This window comes from Shewanella goraebulensis, from assembly GCF_030252245.1.
GTDB classification, from domain to species: Bacteria; Pseudomonadota; Gammaproteobacteria; order Enterobacterales; family Shewanellaceae; genus Shewanella; species Shewanella goraebulensis.
The window spans coordinates 1,766,750-1,783,909 of sequence record NZ_CP126972.1 but is presented as its reverse complement, the minus strand read 5'-3'; the positions used below and the strand labels follow the sequence as shown (position 1 = coordinate 1,783,909).

Annotated in this window: 18 protein-coding genes; 9 read left to right on the top strand and 9 right to left on the bottom strand. The window is 39.8% G+C overall.

Annotated features, from left to right (window positions below; translation table 11 throughout):
* The first annotated feature begins 93 nt into the window (after positions 1-93).
* Complete coding sequence (locus tag QPX86_RS07445; protein WP_220753847.1) at positions 94-276, top strand: hypothetical protein; 183 nt, start codon at positions 94-96, stop codon at positions 274-276.
* Positions 277-464: 188 nt separating this feature from the next.
* On the opposite strand, the gene truC is transcribed toward QPX86_RS07445, so the two are convergent.
* Positions 465-1,343, bottom strand: a complete 879-nt coding sequence (gene truC, locus QPX86_RS07440; protein ID WP_285164797.1) for a tRNA pseudouridine(65) synthase TruC — start codon at positions 1,341-1,343, stop codon at positions 465-467.
* A 12-nt stretch (positions 1,344-1,355) separates the two neighbouring features.
* Positions 1,356-1,673 carry a YqcC family protein gene (locus QPX86_RS07435; RefSeq protein WP_285164796.1) on the bottom strand — a complete coding sequence of 106 codons (318 nt, stop codon included), beginning with the start codon at positions 1,671-1,673 and terminating at the stop codon, positions 1,356-1,358.
* A gap of 119 nt (positions 1,674-1,792) precedes the next feature.
* Between QPX86_RS07435 and QPX86_RS07430 the strand changes: the two genes are divergently transcribed.
* The gene (locus QPX86_RS07430; protein ID WP_220753844.1) at positions 1,793-2,818 is read left to right on the top strand and encodes a DUF3549 family protein; all 1,026 of its coding nucleotides are present in this window, start codon (positions 1,793-1,795) and stop codon (positions 2,816-2,818) included.
* The gene (locus QPX86_RS07425) at positions 2,815-3,201 is read left to right on the top strand and encodes a DUF3301 domain-containing protein (RefSeq protein WP_220753843.1); all 387 of its coding nucleotides are present in this window, start codon (positions 2,815-2,817) and stop codon (positions 3,199-3,201) included. Before QPX86_RS07430 ends, QPX86_RS07425 begins: the two co-directional genes overlap by 4 nt.
* A 1,786-nt stretch (positions 3,202-4,987) precedes the next feature.
* Here the strand turns inward: QPX86_RS07425 and QPX86_RS07420 are convergent.
* Together QPX86_RS07420 and QPX86_RS07415 are read right to left on the bottom strand one after the other, a co-directional pair.
* Positions 4,988-5,311: a DUF962 domain-containing protein gene (locus QPX86_RS07420; protein WP_285164795.1), complete on the bottom strand. Its 324-nt coding sequence runs from the start codon at positions 5,309-5,311 to the stop codon at positions 4,988-4,990.
* Positions 5,312-5,325: 14 nt separating this feature from the next.
* Positions 5,326-5,955, bottom strand: a complete 630-nt coding sequence (locus tag QPX86_RS07415; RefSeq protein WP_220753841.1) for a GNAT family N-acetyltransferase — start codon at positions 5,953-5,955, stop codon at positions 5,326-5,328.
* Positions 5,956-6,086: 131 nt separating this feature from the next.
* Here QPX86_RS07415 and QPX86_RS07410 point away from each other — a divergent pair, with 131 nt between their 5' ends.
* A complete protein-coding gene (locus tag QPX86_RS07410; protein ID WP_220753840.1) occupies positions 6,087-6,317 on the top strand; it encodes a DUF2789 domain-containing protein in 231 nt (76 codons plus the stop codon).
* 3 nt (positions 6,318-6,320) lie between these two features.
* Here the strand turns inward: QPX86_RS07410 and QPX86_RS07405 are convergent, their stop codons facing one another.
* Positions 6,321-6,707, bottom strand: coding sequence for a DUF3192 domain-containing protein (locus QPX86_RS07405; protein WP_220753839.1), 387 nt, complete (start codon positions 6,705-6,707; stop codon positions 6,321-6,323).
* Between the two features lie 194 nt (positions 6,708-6,901).
* Between QPX86_RS07405 and QPX86_RS07400 the strand changes: the two genes are divergently transcribed.
* Both QPX86_RS07400 and QPX86_RS07395 read left to right on the top strand, forming a co-directional pair.
* Positions 6,902-7,237 carry a hypothetical protein gene (locus QPX86_RS07400; protein ID WP_285164794.1) on the top strand — a complete coding sequence of 112 codons (336 nt, stop codon included), beginning with the start codon at positions 6,902-6,904 and terminating at the stop codon, positions 7,235-7,237.
* A 122-nt stretch (positions 7,238-7,359) separates the two neighbouring features.
* Positions 7,360-8,133, top strand: a complete 774-nt coding sequence (locus QPX86_RS07395; RefSeq protein ID WP_285164793.1) for a Zn-ribbon-containing protein — start codon at positions 7,360-7,362, stop codon at positions 8,131-8,133.
* A gap of 108 nt (positions 8,134-8,241) precedes the next feature.
* Here the strand turns inward: QPX86_RS07395 and syd are convergent, their stop codons facing one another.
* On the bottom strand, positions 8,242-8,892 hold the full coding sequence (gene syd / locus QPX86_RS07390; RefSeq protein ID WP_285164792.1) for a SecY-interacting protein: 651 nt from the start codon (positions 8,890-8,892) through the stop codon (positions 8,242-8,244).
* Between the two features lie 59 nt (positions 8,893-8,951).
* On the opposite strand from syd, the gene queF reads away from it, so the two are divergent.
* The gene (gene queF / locus QPX86_RS07385; RefSeq protein WP_220753835.1) at positions 8,952-9,806 is read left to right on the top strand and encodes an NADPH-dependent 7-cyano-7-deazaguanine reductase QueF; all 855 of its coding nucleotides are present in this window, start codon (positions 8,952-8,954) and stop codon (positions 9,804-9,806) included.
* Positions 9,807-9,911: 105 nt separating this feature from the next.
* The gene (locus tag QPX86_RS07380; RefSeq protein ID WP_285164791.1) at positions 9,912-10,544 is read left to right on the top strand and encodes a pseudouridine synthase; all 633 of its coding nucleotides are present in this window, start codon (positions 9,912-9,914) and stop codon (positions 10,542-10,544) included.
* Positions 10,545-10,657: 113 nt separating this feature from the next.
* Here QPX86_RS07380 and QPX86_RS07375 read toward each other — a convergent pair whose 3' ends face one another.
* Entirely contained in the window at positions 10,658-11,641 is a 984-nt protein-coding gene (locus QPX86_RS07375; RefSeq protein WP_285164790.1) for a LysR family transcriptional regulator, read from the bottom strand.
* 159 nt (positions 11,642-11,800) lie between these two features.
* On the opposite strand from QPX86_RS07375, the gene QPX86_RS07370 reads away from it, so the two are divergent.
* Positions 11,801-13,786, top strand: coding sequence for an alkyl/aryl-sulfatase (locus QPX86_RS07370; protein WP_285164789.1), 1,986 nt, complete (start codon positions 11,801-11,803; stop codon positions 13,784-13,786).
* A 23-nt stretch (positions 13,787-13,809) separates the two neighbouring features.
* Here QPX86_RS07370 and QPX86_RS07365 read toward each other — a convergent pair whose 3' ends face one another.
* Positions 13,810-14,667, bottom strand: a complete 858-nt coding sequence (locus QPX86_RS07365) for a 4'-phosphopantetheinyl transferase family protein (protein ID WP_285164788.1) — start codon at positions 14,665-14,667, stop codon at positions 13,810-13,812.
* A 168-nt stretch (positions 14,668-14,835) separates the two neighbouring features.
* Positions 14,836-16,875, bottom strand: coding sequence for an elongation factor G (fusA, locus tag QPX86_RS07360; RefSeq protein WP_285164787.1), 2,040 nt, complete (start codon positions 16,873-16,875; stop codon positions 14,836-14,838).
* Positions 16,876-17,160 lie beyond the last annotated feature (285 nt).

Below are 17,160 nucleotides of genomic sequence, written 5' to 3'. Positions count from 1 at the left end.
TTGATAACTTCACCATACTGTATTCTAATGCTAGGCTGCAAGTATGAAATACAAACAAAAGTAATAACTTACCCAATCGTTAAGGTTACTGTTATGCGTCAGGCCAACAGGCACAGATTGTTTAAACTGCAACATAAATCAGCCCACATTAGACGTAATTTCTATTTTCGTTGTGAACAACAAGATACCAGTGAACCCCTAGCTAAAATTGAAGAGTTTGAAAAACTTAAATCAGTTTTATTAGCACATACCAAAGCACCGCTAAAAGCCAGTTAATATCTACCGCGTTATTTTAGCTAATAGTCGTCGGTAAATGTCATCGGTAAAGATATCGTCGATAATCATATCTTCGCAGATAGCTGTATCGTCGGCTTGAATGTTTTTAAACAACTATAAAAAAGAGATACCTAAATAGATATCTCTTTATCTTCGCTCAAGTTCACATTTTTTACAGCATGACTCAGTTAAGCAATGTCTATCGTACTGGCATTATCAAGCTCTTCCTGCCAACCGAATTGTTCAAATATAGTCAGCCACTCTTGTTCTAGTTCAGCCTCAATATGCATTAATTGCTTGGTCACTGGATGAGTAAATCGAATCGACTTTGCTATTAACCACAAGCGATTAACCTCAAAGTGAGATCGGAAAAACTTATTCTGTTTACCATCACCATGGGTAGTGTCACCAATAATAGGGTGGCGTAAATGCGCCATATGGCGACGTAACTGATGTTTACGCCCTGTTTGCGGAGATAACTTAATTAAACAAAAACGACTTGAAGGGTATCTTCCTGAACTAAAGGGAATTTCAGCATTTAAAAGCGGAGCATAATCCGTTACTGCATCTTGAGCAGGTTTATCCTTACGTGATTTCTTATCCGCCACATCGTCAAGTTCTACTTTAAGCGCATAATCAAGTCTCGCAGCTTCGTGCATATTGCCTCGTACTAATGCGAGGTATGTTTTTTCAATTTGATGCTGTTCAAACTGCTGACATAAATCTCGCGCGACTTCACTGCTTTTAGCGAAAACAAGTACACCTGATGTAGGTCTATCTAAGCGGTGAACAGGAAATACATGACAGCCGACTAAATCACGCGTCAGTTGCATCGCAAAAAAACGTTCCTTTCTTGCTAAATAAGAGCGATGAACCAATAACCCCGCAGGTTTATGGATTGCTACGATATGCTCATCTTCAAACAAAATTTCAAGCTCGGGGGCGATTTCATCGCTTCCTTCCACATCAGCTGAATTAATCTCACTATCAGTACTGTTGACATCAACATCATTAGTATCGAAATACTCATCTTCAGCAAATGGGCTGATATATTTCTCTTCAGTCATTGTATTTACCTTTTACTGACGTGTTAAAAAGTCATCTATCTGCTCTAGCAAAGTCGCTAATTTGGTAAGGTCTTTATGATTTATCCATGCTTGCTCAGCCATTGGTGTTAAAGAGATTTGTGTCGGCAATGGCAAGCCTTGAGCTATCATCTGACTCATCTTAGGAATGAATATAAACTGCAGCCATTGTTCAAAACGTAGTGTGTCACAGGCAAATGGCGCTGTACTAGTTAGAGCAAAATCGCTTGGTGCATTTTCGGACCATAAAGCACTTTGCTTGAGTTGTTGTTCTAACTGATTTAAAAATTGAGCGGTTTGAATATGAGGCATAACGGCAGGTTTTCGCTTAAACGGTTTGAATAATCACTATTGTTTGTGCGACTAATCATATCATCAGACGGCAGTTAACCCTATAATAGCGGCAAGATTATCGCGATAAATAAGCTCCCATGACACAACTTGAAACCTTAAGCCAATTCCTAGACACCGCTAACACTCAATTTCAGGTTTATGATTTAGGCCGTAGAGTTGAAAACATTGATCCAGTGTTATTCAACCAAATTGAAGCATTGAATACCCCTTATCCTTTTCCAATTCAAGGCCATGCCCAATTTGCCATTGTGTTTTGGCGCGAAGATCAGCCACCATTTATTTGGTTTTTAAAGCTGCCTCTTGATGAGCAAGGTTTACTTTCTCCAGCTCAACGTAGTCAGTTTATTAAAATGATTCTTGAAGCTTTAGGCCGCGATCCGACCAAAGCCTTATCAGATGAAGAACAAGAGCGTTATGCAAACCATCCGTTCAGCTTCAAGCCTAGCCAGGAAAAACTCGCTTTATTTAATGCCCTGGTGAAAAAACAATTAAGCCAGCAAGCGTCAGCGCAATACGAATATGCAGCGCAGTATTTTTCAAATCTAAACGAAACTAATGCCGATAATGACTGCTGGCAGCAACTGGGTTTACAGGGTATTGCTGATGTATGTGTTCGCTTGGATAAGTTCGATCATGATAAGAATATCAATGCAGCAATTTCACTTGCGCCATTAGAAGTACAGGCAGCAATTTGCCAATGTTTAGAGCATGTTACGATTTCAAACCCGTTAGCCGAAACCTTATTCGATAAGTTGTCTGCCGCAGAAATTGAACATAAACATATCTACCTTAGAGCATTGGCTTCTCAGCCAGAGTTGACACAAAAAGCGATTAAACAGTTAGTAAATTATCAGCAACTTGATGAAAACTTATTAATCACTATTGCAGCAAGAAGTTGGACAGCATTAAAAGATGATGCAACCCGCAAACTTTATCTTGAAGTGTTAGCCAACCAACCACAAAACTTCTTTAATCAAGTTTTTGCTGATATCGTAGCTATTCCAAGCCTACGAGATTCGCTGCTTCTAGATTTAAGAAGCGCTGATCGTAGTGAAAAACTTTCTTCCGCCATCGGCGGGTTATTTAGGGCCGTTAGCCAATGATGTCAGATTTTATTTTAATCGTCGCTGTTGTGGTTGTAGCAGCGTTTTTTTGGCAGTTACGTCAAATGGCTGAAATCAGTCGTCGATATGCTGAAAGATCATGTGCCAATCAAAAAGTACAGTTGCTTGCTATTGCTATGGAGTCTGCTCGGCCCAGCATAGGCGGTTCAACAGGCTTATGCTGGCGTGCAAAATTTATGTTTGAATTCAGCACTGACGGTATGAATCAATATCGCGGTCATATTAATATGCACAGCAAAAAAATAGAGAAGATTAACTGGCCAATCTTTCCAGAGCCTGAATGGATGGATGCACCCACGGCAAAAGGTAAGTTCGGTGGTTGTGGCGGAGCATCAAGTTGCAACTCAGGTAAATGTCGTTAATACCTGCGTATTTATTGGGGTGAGTTTCAAGTAATGAATACAGATACTTAACCGTTAACTTGATTCAGTTGATACTGCCAAGTTAAGCAAACTATTAAACGTCATTAAGAGCATTACTCTTGATGGCGTTTTTTATTGGCTTTGTTTAAAGGCGAATATTTTAAATAGGAAATTCAAGCTTATTAACTTTATTTAAGCAAAAGAAAGACCGCGGCAATAATAAATCGTCGCGGTCTCTTGTACTTTTGTTAAGCCATCCAGCTATTTCTGTGCTCCCTGCACCATCCATGCGTCTAACTTGCTCCGTGCGCTATCCGTATTCGATCCTTGATGTTCCATGTACAATTAAGTACTGTCCCTCTTACTCGATTATCCTTTGACCGAGCCTGCTCAAATCCTTAAGCGTGTCCTTTAATTCATCCTTGGTTTTCTTCCATGACATCCATGATTCAATCTATTGCATCCATCGCAATCACTGTTATCCATAACAGCGCAAATCCATTTAATTGATGTCCAAATTTAAAATCCATTTCACCATAAAGTCATTCATCATTGCTGATGTCAGTGTCATCCTTTAACACTGTCGTTATCCTTAACGAGGCTTTATCGTCTACCTAATTAAAGTGTTTATAGTCATCATCCTGATGAGCAACAACAATAACTAAGGTTTATCCTTGGTGAGCCATCACAACAAACTATTGCAATAATCTTTTGTTACAGCCACTCGCTAAAATCCTAATAAGCTGCAGACTAACTTCACTCTGCTAAAACACATCCTGTGTTTATTTGCTTCCTTGTGACTTATTTTAATCGATATGTGAGTAAATAAATATGCATCAAACACCAATTTAACACCCAAACAACAAACAGCTTTAGGGGTAACTTAAATAAACCAATATTATACAACAACTTAAAACAGAACAGCCTAAAGCACCTCAGTTAAAAGCGCTTAATCTTACATCGCTTGTGAGATATATCTCACAAGACCAATAGAAAAGAGAGAAGATAAGCCTTTTGGGTGATTCACATATTTAACATTTGCATAGCTGAATTGCACCGTTGAACGCATAAATATTGATTTGAATTATGCATAAAAAAGCGCAACCTTATAAACAAGATTGCGCTCATTTTACTCTTTGTTAGCTTTCCTGCTAAATTGTGCTCCCTGCTCCATCCATGCGACTATCTATGCTCCCTGCTCCATTTATCCTTTAGCACTCAATTTCCTTGTATTGCTCATATTAAGCAGTACTTGAGTTTTCATTCCTTTGAATCAGTCTATCCGTTTGACTGAAAATCTTGCTCCTAAATATACCATCCTGGTATGTGCTTCCTGCAATCCTTCATCATCCTGATGAGGGTCATCCTTATTTCAGTTAATCATTAACTGAGCTCATGCCCATTCCTTGAGCGTGTCCTAGCTTCATCCTGAATTGAGTGTTACTTATCCTGAACTTCAAGATAAATATCATTATCCACTTTAAGCAATAATATTCACTTTAACTGCATTTAGTTAGTTAACTCGTTTAATAACTTTATTGTGATTACTTCCTGTAGCTCACAACATTATTTAACTGATTGCTTAATGAGTTCATTGTAATCAATAGATGGGGTCGAAATGAGTCAAAAACGTGATGAAACAAATAATTCACAAACGAATAATCAACCAAGAAACATAAGTTATTGTTTAAATGCAAATAAATAGAAATCAAAGAGAAATATGATAGTCTCTAACACACGAAAACCTACACCATTGTGAGATAAGTCTTACAAGTAAAAGTAACAGTTAGCTTGACGAAGAACCCAAGTTAAGTCGTTTTTTTAACATTTTCGCAAACATCACCCAGTCCGCCAGTAAGCTATATAATGGATACTCAAAAGTAGCAGGCCTATTTTTTTCAAACACAAAGTGACCTACCCATGCAAAACCATATCCAATAACGGGCAATAACAGTAATTGCCACCATTGCTGATTAATCAGCGTGAAGATGATTAACCCAATGATTAAGCCACTGCCGACATAGTGCAGTCTTCTGCATGTCGGGTCTTGATGCTGAGATAAATAGAAAGGATAAAATGATTTGAAATCTTGATATTTTTTGTCACTCATTACCTTATCTCGCTTTACTTACTTGGATAAATTAAAATTTCACCATCAACACTGCCAATTGCCAGTTCAGATAAATGATTAAAACCTTCTCGAGTAAATAATTCAGCATGCTTTGCATTATTAACAAATACGCCAATACCGTCTAATTCCGGCTGTTCATCACACCAACTTAATACTGCTTGTATTAATTTAGAGCCATTACCTTTACTCTGTTCAATCGGGGATAAAGCAATAAACTGCAAAATACCGTATTGCTTACTCGGCAAACTTTCTAAAATGCTATGCTCTTTTTTAATTAAAGCTTGAGTAGAATTCCAACCGGTGCCCAGCACCATTTTTAAACGCCAATGCCAATATCGGCTTTCACCTAATGGCACTTGATGAGTGATCACACAGGCGACTCCAATCAGCCTTTCATCATCAAACCAACCAATCAATGGTTGCTCTTGTTGCCAAAGCTCAGTAAGTTCTTCACGAATTGCAGCTCGCAGCTTTTGCTCATAACTCGCTTGATTGGTGGTTGCTAAAGCTTCAATAAAGAAAGGATCATCATGGTAGGCGTTATAAATTATTGACGCTGCAACGCGTAAATCTTCTGCGGTTAAATAAACAGCTTTATGCTTTTCTAACGTGTTCTGTTCCATGTTTACACTCTTTACTAAGCCAAGTTAATAGTTACAACTTAACAAGTTTGAAACATATTGCAATTTTAACGCTGTCACCTACGCTTAAACTTGGCTTAGCAACCAAATTCAACTTTAAATTGGTGAACAATATGGACACGACCTCTGCGACGCTTTCTCACTTGTTTGAACAGCTTGGACTGGATTCGTCACAATCAGCAATAAAACAGTTTCTTTCGCAACATACTATTACTGGCAATACTAAAATAATCGATGCTGATTTTTGGAATCATGCTCAAAAAGCTTTTTTAGAAGAGAGTTTGGCTGAAGACGCCCAGTGGTCAGAGTTAATCGACCAACTGGACGTGCTTTTACGTCAGTAAAGATTAAATTTTTTGATATGCAGTGTCGCCCCAACCAACTAATTTATTGTCACTAATGACCACTGGGGTACATTCATCTTTAGTGGTCTTGCCGTCGCCTTTACTCCACTGAGTTCGATAAAAGAGTACGTTAACTTCTTTTTTCGGACTTTCAGCGTCTGCTTGAGTAACGTATGCCTCACTGAAATCAGCAGTTCCCATCAATATAGTGACTTGATCTCGCGCCATACCCATAGTGAGTTTTGATAAATTGGCTCTGTTAGTTTGTTGCTGTGTTTCCCAATAAGAATCACTGTGCTTACCTTCACTGCCACCTACATGAAATACACAACCACTTAATGAAAGGCTAGTTGCTGCCATTAAAAATGCTAAACCCAATTTTGCTTTCATGATACTTCCTTATTATTAAAATGATTCTCACGTAATTTCTACTCAAACTGTTTTTGAGATACGTTATAATGTTGTCAGTTATCAATAAGCTAAAAGTGTGCCAGTTTTTATATCACTGATTTTATTAACTTTTATTAATCAACAATAACTAATTGAGTATTTTCACTAATCAATAATGAGGATTTTCACCAATTATGAGCCCAATCGAACAAGTCCTCGCAGCGGCTAAAACCATTGCAATGAATGGTCACACGCCCACAATGGCATTAGTTAAAGGCAAGTTAGGCGGTAAAGTTCCTATGCCTTTGCTTATCCAAGGATTACAACAATTTAAAGCCATTCCTAAAGACCAATGGCAAACTCTGCCCGACTTAGGTGATGCACTTGAGTCAAATAAGCCTGCAGCAAACACAGATACGCAGCTCATAGAACAAAAACTACTGACTCAAATGCAGCAAATGAAAACCGAATTTGAGAGCAAAATCTCGTTATTGGAAAAGCGCATTACCCAACTTGAAAACGAAGCGTAAAAGATGAATAACTGCCGTTAGTGCTATTGATCATTTGCAGAATTGACCACTAGCACAATTATTCATTGTTTAATAACGCAGGCGCATCTCGCTTATAACCCTAAAAGCTAAACGGAAACCCCATGTTTGTCACAGAGCTAAGATTTGAATGTTTTGCGGATACCACCATCACAGCAGCCGAGAAAGCCATTAACCACTACCTCGAATCTTTACGAGCAAACGGTCAAATATTGGGAAGAGAATTTGCTGTAGCTTTCAACGAAGGCGAATTTAAAGTTCGATTATTAATGCCGGAAAAAACTAGCTTATCGAGCCGCCATAACAGCCCATGGACGAAACAAGCTTTACTGCAATTGACTGAAGCTAAGTTACTTGCACCACGTGAGAAGTACATTGGCCAAGACATTAATTCTGAACAAAGTAATGAAGAAGCACCAAGTTGGCAGGTGCTTTATACCAGCTTCGTACATATGTGCTCGCCATTAAGAAGTGGAGATAACTTACTCCCTATACCGCTGTATCAAATCCCAGCCACTTTTAATGGCGATCATAAGCGAGTTATCCGTTGGCAGACTGAGTGGCAAGCATGTGATGAACTGCAAATGGCCGCAGCAACACAAGCTGAGTTTGCTGCACTAAATGAGATAACCAGCCATAAAAGTGACTTATTCAGACGTGGTTGGGATATTCGCGGCAGAGTGGAGTTTATTACTAAAATTCCAACCTACTATTATCTTTACCGAGTCGGCGGTGAAAGTCTTGCGATTGAAAAAGAACGCGCTTGCCCGCGTTGCGGCTCAAAGGAGTGGCGTTTAGATGAACCACTGTTAGATATGTTTCATTTTAGATGTGAGCCTTGCAGAATCGTATCCAACATCTCATGGGATCATCAGTAACAGTTCAATGGTTTCATAATAGGTTTACTTGTTATTGCCATTTAAATGAAAATTAAAAAGCCAGACCTGATAGACAAGGTCTGGCTTTTTTAGATTTAAAACGAAGGGCTATTTTTTACCTTTCACTAAATCATTCCACATCATTTTCATCCGCTGCCAAATTCCAGGATGGGCAACATAATTATCTTCAACAATGGGCTCAACTGGCGGCATAACTCTTGGTGTTAATGCATCAATGAATTCAGCTAAACTATCAGCAAGTTTTTCTTTTGGTCTATCACCTGGAATTTCAATCCACACGCTGCCATCTTCATTATCTACAGTAAGCATTTGATCGCCATCGCCTAAAACACCAACAAACCAGGTTGGCTCTTGCTTAAGCTTTTTCTTCATCATCAAGTGACCAATCACATTTTGTTGCAAAGATTCATAGTCTTGCTGATTCCAGACTTGCAGTAACTCACCCTCTCCCCAAGAAGAATCAAAATATAAAGGCGCTGAAAAATACTCACCATAAAAAGCATTAATATCTTGATGAAGTTTAATTTCTAATGCGTGTTCTACATTACTGAAATCTGAACTGTTTTTACGTTTTACCGCTTTCCAAAATACAGCATCATCTGATTCAAGATCATACTTACCTTCAATACAGGCGGATCCTTGCCCAAGTGGGAAATAACGGGGGTACTCGCCTAATACATCCTGATAAGCTTGAATATAACGGCTAGAAAAATGATCCAATGAAGTTGAACAAGACACTTAAGATGCTCCAGTTTTGGGTTATAATAAAAGTCTATTTTGACACGGAAACAGACTAGATGACACACAATCACGACCCCTATAGTGATGCAGATGCACTTAAAGGACTCACTTTAGGTCAAACTACGCAATATCAAGCAGAATATGATGCTTCACTGCTGCAAGGGGTACCTCGTAAACTTAATCGTGATGCTATTGAATTAACAGATACCTTACCTTTTCAAGGGGCGGACATCTGGACGGGTTATGAATTGTCTTGGCTTAATGCTAAAGGCAAACCTATGGTCGCAATTATTGAAGTTTACCTTGCTATTGAAAGTGATAATTTAATCGAATCAAAATCGTTTAAGCTGTATCTCAACAGCTTTAATCAAACGCGATTTGATAGTGTAGAACAAGTGCAACAGACTTTAACGACTGATTTAAGCAAATGCGCTAACGGCACTGTGACAGTCAAAGTGATTGAGCCAAAGCATTTTAACAACCAGCGTATTGTTGAACTGCCAGGCAATTGCATTGACGAGCTTGATATTGAAGTGAGCGACTACGAGTTTAACCCTGAGTACCTTCAAGATAGTACTGAAGATAAAAATGTCGTCGAAACCTTAACGTCAAATTTACTCAAATCAAATTGCCTGATCACGTCTCAACCTGATTGGGGTAGCGTAATGGTCCGTTATCAAGGGCCAAAGATTGATCATGAAAAACTACTACGCTATTTGATTTCTTTCCGTCAGCATAACGAATTCCACGAGCAATGTGTTGAACGTATTTTTACTGACTTAAAGCGTTACTGTAATTGTACTAAATTAACGGTTTATGCCCGATATACCCGTCGTGGCGGCTTAGATATTAATCCATTTAGAAGTGACTTTGAGCAACCTCCAGAGACCCATCGCTTAGCAAGACAGTAATTGTGTTAGTACTGAATCCCACCAACAATAAAGCCTGCTCTTGCTGGCTTTATTACTTTTTAGTTTTCAGGTTTCATTTTATAGATAAATATAAGAGTTCGAGTAATGCCAACAAATCTAACCTGTAAACCGCAACTTACTGATGAACTCTGCCACCAGCACTTCAAAATCTTTAAACCGTTTGGTTTTTTAAGTCAGTTTGTGCCCGAAACACGTAAGAAAAAACATCTGCTGGCAGAACTCTATGACTTCCCTGATAAAACCATGGCAATTGGTCGCCTAGATCATGACTCTGAAGGGCTACTGTTACTCACAACAGATGGCATGATGAGCCATAAAGTAAGAAGCAAAGGCATAGAGAAAGAGTATTACGTGCAAGTCGATGGCGATATCGATGACAAGGCGGTATCACTATTACAAAACGGAGTTGAGATTGGCATTAATGGCACAAAATATCTCACTCTGCCCTGTAAAGCATTCAAGCTAAACGCAGAGCCAATGCTTCCCTCACGCGGTAAAAAAATTCGCGATCCAAGACATGGACCTACAAGCTGGATATCAATCACCTTATGTGAAGGAAAAAACCGCCAGATTAGGAAAATGACTGCGGCAGTAGGTTTTGCCACATTAAGGTTAGTAAGAGTCAGAATTGGCGATATTCATATTGATGATATGCAAGCCGGCGATGTCATTTCACTTTGTAATTTTGATGCAGCACTTAAAAATCAACCCAAATAAAGCTAATGAAAATCTACCATATAATGGCTTGCTTTCGAGCTTTAAGAGCAAGCTTTTATATTTAGTTACTAAAATTAGCGGCTTGAGTTAGCCGTTTTAATTAGTTCTTAAAGCTAGCTATCAGAGCTGGCCAAATACACTTTTTCCATCGTAGTCTCAATTAACTTCCGAAGCCAGATTGTCGCAGGGTCTTGCTGATTGCGAGTTGGCCAAATACTGTAAATCGAAATCAACTGACTTTCGAATGGTAAGTCCATCAAGGTTAAATCAAAGGTTGCTTGGTAACTTTTGGCGTAGGTATAAGGCGCAATACAAATTGCATCGGACTTACTCACCCCTGATAACATAGTGAGAAGCGAAGATTTCTCGCCATACATGTGTCGCTCAGGTAAATGATCAGTTGAAATGATTTCTGCAACCCGCTGGTTGTGTCTATGTAAGCGATAGAATAAATGTTTCGCAGCAAAATAAGAGGCTTCGTCTATACCATGCTTAAATTGTGGGTGGTTAGCCCTTGCTACACAAACCAACTTTTCAGTGGCGATTTGTAGACTCGAAAAAGCGGCCTCAGTTGGCGGAACAATGTCTAAAGCCAAATCAATTTGCTGTTTTTTCAACGCTTGATACAAGTTCTCTTGTTCGATTATCGCCTCAGTAAAAATGATTTCAACCCCTTTATCAGCCACAGCTTTTTCTATGTCCGCTTCGATTAAATCAATTATCGACTCATTCGCACTCACATGAAAAACTCTCTTCGACTTTGAAGGATCAAATACTTTAACGCTGTTAATACACTGCTCTATATCAATTAGAGAAGGACTCAAGGTTTGATGCAAGTGTTGACCTATAGCCGTTAACGCAATTCCCCTCCCTTGCCTAACAAAAACTTCTGCATCTACCAGAATTTTAAAACGATTAATGGCATTGCTCACAGAAGATTGGGTTAAACAAAGATGCTCCGCCGCAAGCGTAATGGATTGGTAGTCACATACGCAGCAAAACACTCTAACAAGATTAAGATCTAATTTATGTCGAACTTGTTGCTCTTTCGCTAACGCTAGAGGTTCCGTTTGCAACTGCTCTGATAATGGCTTCAAATGCATTCCCTTAATCTGATACTCAAACGATGTAATATTCAACCAATACATTCATACAATAAATACAATAACCCTTGTTAGCTATAGTTATCTTTATAAGTATTGTTGTTAACCTAGATTTAACAACAATACTTATAAAAATAACTACCCGAGGCTCACATGAGAAAAACATTACTTGGTTTAGCGATTACCTTAACGTTTACCACCCAAGCTTTTGCAGCTCAACATGAACATGACCACATCACAGTTGACTACCATGGTAAGCCCGCAACCCCTATTACTGCAGCGCATAATAAGGCAGTGGCAAAAACCTTAAATTTTGATGATAAAGCGGCTTTTGAGCGATTTAGTAAAAACAAAATCGCATCATTTGATGAAGCCACCGCAAAAATATTAAGAGCTGAATTTAGCTTTATCAGTGAAGAGCTACCCGACTCAGTTAATCCATCATTATATCGCCAAGCACAACTTAATATGGTGCCTAATGGACTATATAAAGTCACCGACGGCATTTACCAAGTTCGCGGTACTGACTTATCTAACCTAACCCTAATTCGTGGTAAAACAGGCTGGATTGCATACGACGTGCTACTGACTAAAGAAGCGGTGCAGCAGTCATTAAAGTTTGCCTTTGCCAATTTACCCGAAGGTAACAATTTACCCATTGTCGCGATGATTTACTCTCATAGTCATGCAGATCATTTTGGTGGAGCGCGAGGCGTGCAAGCGCTTTATCCTGATGTGAAAGTATACGGTTCTAACAATATCACTTCTGAAATTGTCGATGAGAATGTCTTGGCGGGCAATGTAATGAGTCGCCGCGCAGCCTATCAATATGGTGTTTCTCTTGGCAAACATGATCATGGCATTGTTGATGCTGCACTAGCTAAAGGTTTATCAAAAGGTGAAATCACCTTCGTGAAACCTGATTATGAACTCAACCATAAAGGTAAATGGGAGACATTAACCATTGATGGCCTTGAAATGGTATTTATGGATGCCTCTGGTACAGAAGCGGCCAGTGAGATGGTCACTTATATCCCCTCAATGAAGGCATTATGGTCGGGTGAATTGACCTATGATGGTATGCACAATGTCTATACTTTAAGGGGCGCTAAAGTGCGTGATTCTTTGAAATGGTCTAAAGACATTAACGAGATGATCAACGCCTTCGGTGAAGAGGTAAACGTTTTATTTGCTTCACATTCAGCGCCTGTTTGGGGCAATAAAGAGGTTAATCATTACCTGCGCATGCAACGTGATAATTATGGCTTAGTCCATAATCAGTCGCTACGTTTGGCCAATAATGGCGTGGTTATTCAAGATATCGGTGACGCTATCATAGAGACTATTCCACAAAACGTTAGAGACGAGTGGTACACCAAAGGTTATCACGGTACATATAGCCATAACGCAAAAGCGGTTTACAACATGTACTTGGGTTATTTTGATATGAACCCAGCTAATTTAAATCCATTAACGACCAAAGCAGAAGCCACAAAGTTTGTTGAGTATATGGGCGGCGCTGACAATGTAGTGCAAAAATCAAAACAAGACTTTAACCAAGGCGAATATCGCTTTGTCGCTACTGCACTTAACAAAGTGGTTATGGCGGAGCCACAACACTCTGAAGCAAGGGAATTACTGGCTGACACCTATGAGCAAATGGGGTATCAGGCAGAAGGTGCGGGTTGGCGCAATATTTATTTAACTGGCGCTCAAGAACTGCGAATGGGGATCAAGCCTGGCGCCCCAAAATCAGCATCAGCAGATGTTATCAGCGAAATGGATATGTCGACCTTGTTCGATTTCCTTGCGGTTAAAGTTGACAGTATAAAAGCTGCTGAACTTGGTAATATCACTTTAAATGTAGTGACTCATAACGGTAATCAAACAGACACTTTATTTGTTGAATTGAGTAACGGTAATTTAAGTAATATTACTGTTGATGCACCGAAAAAAGCCGATGCCACGCTTAGGATTAATAAAGCTGATGTTGTCGGTATTTTGTTGGGTAAAGCCAACATGAAAACCTTGATAGAAAAAGGTGCTGCAAATATGGAAGGCGATAAACAAGCCTTCGCGAAAATAGTATCAACACTGGTGCAATTTAAACCTGACTTTGAAATAGTTCCACTGAAATAATTCTACTGAAATAGTTGTAGTGATCAGTTGGTTTGTAACAGTTCAGACCAACTGATTTTTTGAGCTTGTAGGGTAAATTCTAATTTTACTTTGCGTGAGCTACACTGTGCTTCACCAACACTAACTGCAAATCGGTATAATTCATTAAGTTGGCCTAAATAGCACTGCCATTGTGGCGCGGTTTCAAATCTCACTTTATCAGCATCAGACTTATCAGAGGCAAGCAGACTTAACGGGATATTCTGCTGAATTGTTATTGTCTCATCGCCAACTAACAACTCTTTATAACTTGGCGAAGATAAATTAAAAGCGAATGACTTAAGCGATAACGAAAGTCCTAAGCCTTTGGCTTTTATGTATGACTCTTTAAGTGCCCATAAATCGAAAAATCGTTCTCTATGCTTATCTTCAGGCAATGCCAGTAATGCGCTTTCTTCAGGCGGTGAAAAGTAATGATTCAAAATAGAATGAATATTAGTGCTTTCACGGCGTCGTTCAACATCCACTCCGAGCTCAAACTCTGTTTTCTGTTCAGCCGTACCATTGGTTTTTATGACTCCAATTAACAGCCAGTCCCCGCTATGACTGAGGTTAAAGTGCAACCCCGTCTGCGAAAACTGATCATCAGATAGCCTAGGCTTACCTTTTTCACCGTATTCAAACTGCCATTGCTGCGGCTCAATATCTGCAAAGTGAGATAATACGGCGCGCAAATAGCCTCGTACCATCAACCCTTGATCTCTAGCTGTTTGCTGAATAAAGCGATCCACCTTTTTGACTTCATTTTCTGGTAGCCATGAACGCACAGTAGATGTACTAAGTTCATCTAATAAATCAATGTTTAAAGGACAGAAAAATAATTGAATGGTTGAAGGTTTCAAACTCGGCTCACACAAAAATGACAATGGACTATTGTCGCTTGTTTTAGGTGACTAATTCAATAAACAAGTTAATTGAGTAAAACGATTGGAGTTGACGAGTTAAAAAGGGCTGAGTTAGTAAAGCTAAACCCAACCCTTTACTCTAAGGTTGTATCACTTATTTAAAGTTTATTCAGCCAATTCCTTTACAGCTTTTTTCGGTAATACATCGTACCGGCTAAAATGCATTGAAAATTGACCTTCGCCACCTGTCATTGACTTAAGCCGAGTTGAATAATTACTCACGTTTGCTAAAGGCGCTTCGACACTAACCTCAACGCCGCCCTTGCTGTTGGCTTGCGTTCCGCACACAATGCCTCGTGATGAGCTAATATCACCTGTGATTTCACCCACATGGCTTTGAGCAACATGTATTTGCATATCAACAATCGGCTCTAAAATCACCGGCTGGGCTAATTTCACCGCTTCCATAAAGGCTTTTTTCCCTGCCATCACAAAAGCAATTTCTTTCGAATCGACACTGTGGTGTTTGCCATCAAGCACAGTCACTTTGACATCTTGAAGTGGGTACCCGCCTAATTCACCCACTAACATGGCTTCGCGCACGCCCTTTTCAACTGCAGGAATGTATTGGCTCGGAACTGAACCTCCCACCACTTTAGAAACAAACTCAAACCCCTGACCGCGAGCTAATGGTTCAACTTTTAATTCAACCTCACCAAATTGACCAGAACCGCCAGACTGTTTTTTGTGGCGATAGCGATATTCCGCCTCACCCATAATAGTTTCACGATAAGCCACTGCTGGCGTATCGGTTTCCATATCAACATTAAATAAGTTTTGCGCTTTTTCTAAGGCGATTTGCAGATGCAAATCTCCTTGACCTTGCAGTACCGTTTGCCCTTCTGCTTCATTGCGGCTGATGTGTAAACTAGGATCTTCCGCCACTAGTTTATTCAATACTTCTGATATTTTTTGCTCATCACCGCGGCACTTAGCCGATACAGCTAAACCAAATATGGGCTGTGGGAATTTAAGCTCAGGCAAGTGAAACTCATCTTCGTCGTGACTGTCGTGCAGCACTGCGCCAACTGATAGTTCTTCAAGTTTGGCGATAGCACAAATATCCCCCGGCAAAGCTTGATTGACATTAATTTGTTTATCACCTTGAAGCTTCATTAAATGTGATACTTTGAAGGGCTTACGGCCACTACCAATAAACAACTTCATCCCGACAGTAATCTTTCCTTGGTATAAACGAAAAACGCCCATTCGCCCGAAGAAAGGATCAATCGCCACTCTAAATACATGGGCTAATACATGGTCTGTGGCTTTTTGAGTCACGTCGATGGGCTTCGCATCCTCACCGAAACCTTTAATAAATTGTGGTGGATTTGCTTCAAGCGGGCTAGGCATTAGCTTTATCAGCACTTCTAACAGAGAGCTAATACCGATATCTTGTTCTGCACTGGTAAAGCACACTGGTACCAAATGGCCCATTCTTAGTGCTGTTTCTAATGGTGCGTGTAATTGCTCAGGCGTCAGTGACTCGCCTTGTTCTAAATAAAGCTCCATTAAGGCTTCATCTTCTTCAAGCACTGTATCAACCAGTTCGTCTCTTGCTGTTGCGGCATGACTAAACAAAGTATTGAAGGTTTCATCACAATGTAAGTAGCAGTCAACCACATCATCGACTTGACCATCAGCGGTGACATTAGGCAGATTTACCGGCAAGCAGCGGTGGCCAAACTGATGTTGAATATCCATCATCACATCAGACACTTTAGCCTCATTACCATCCATGTGATTAATCGCAATGATTACAGCTTTACCTTGGCTACGGGCTGCCTCAAAGGCGCGTTTAGTGACAGATTCAATACCTACACTGGCATTAACCACCAGCAATACAGACTCAACACCTGGTAGCGGTAATAGTGCACGACCAAAAAAGTCAGGTAATCCGGGAGTATCGATGAAGTTGATGTGGTGGAATTGGTAATCAAGGTTTAAAAATGAAGGTTCTAAACTGTGTCGGTGAGATTTTTCTTGGGCAGTGAAATCTGCGTGATTTGTGCCCTTATCGACCCTGCCTTTAGCGCTAATAGCATCGGCACTAAACAGTAACGCCTCTAATAACGAGGACTTACCTGCGCCTGTGTGTCCGAGCACTGCCAGATTGCGGATTTGCTCAGTGGTAAACTCAGCCATGATGGCCTCCTTTGTTCACATTATTAAACTATCCATATCTTTGTCTTACTATGTTTACAGTTGGAGATAAAACACCCATAAATTCAGTATAGATCGGTAACAATGTTGAATAATTGACTCAGATCACTCTTTACACCCGCAACGTTTTTTATAACAAAATCACCCATTCAGCTTACAAGTGTTAGCTCGTTCTGGTCGAATCAGTGATTAATTAGTTTCGGGTGATTGTATCGACCCGAAACCTCAGGTACTCTGCATGCTCGATTATGCTAAAACGCTAATAAT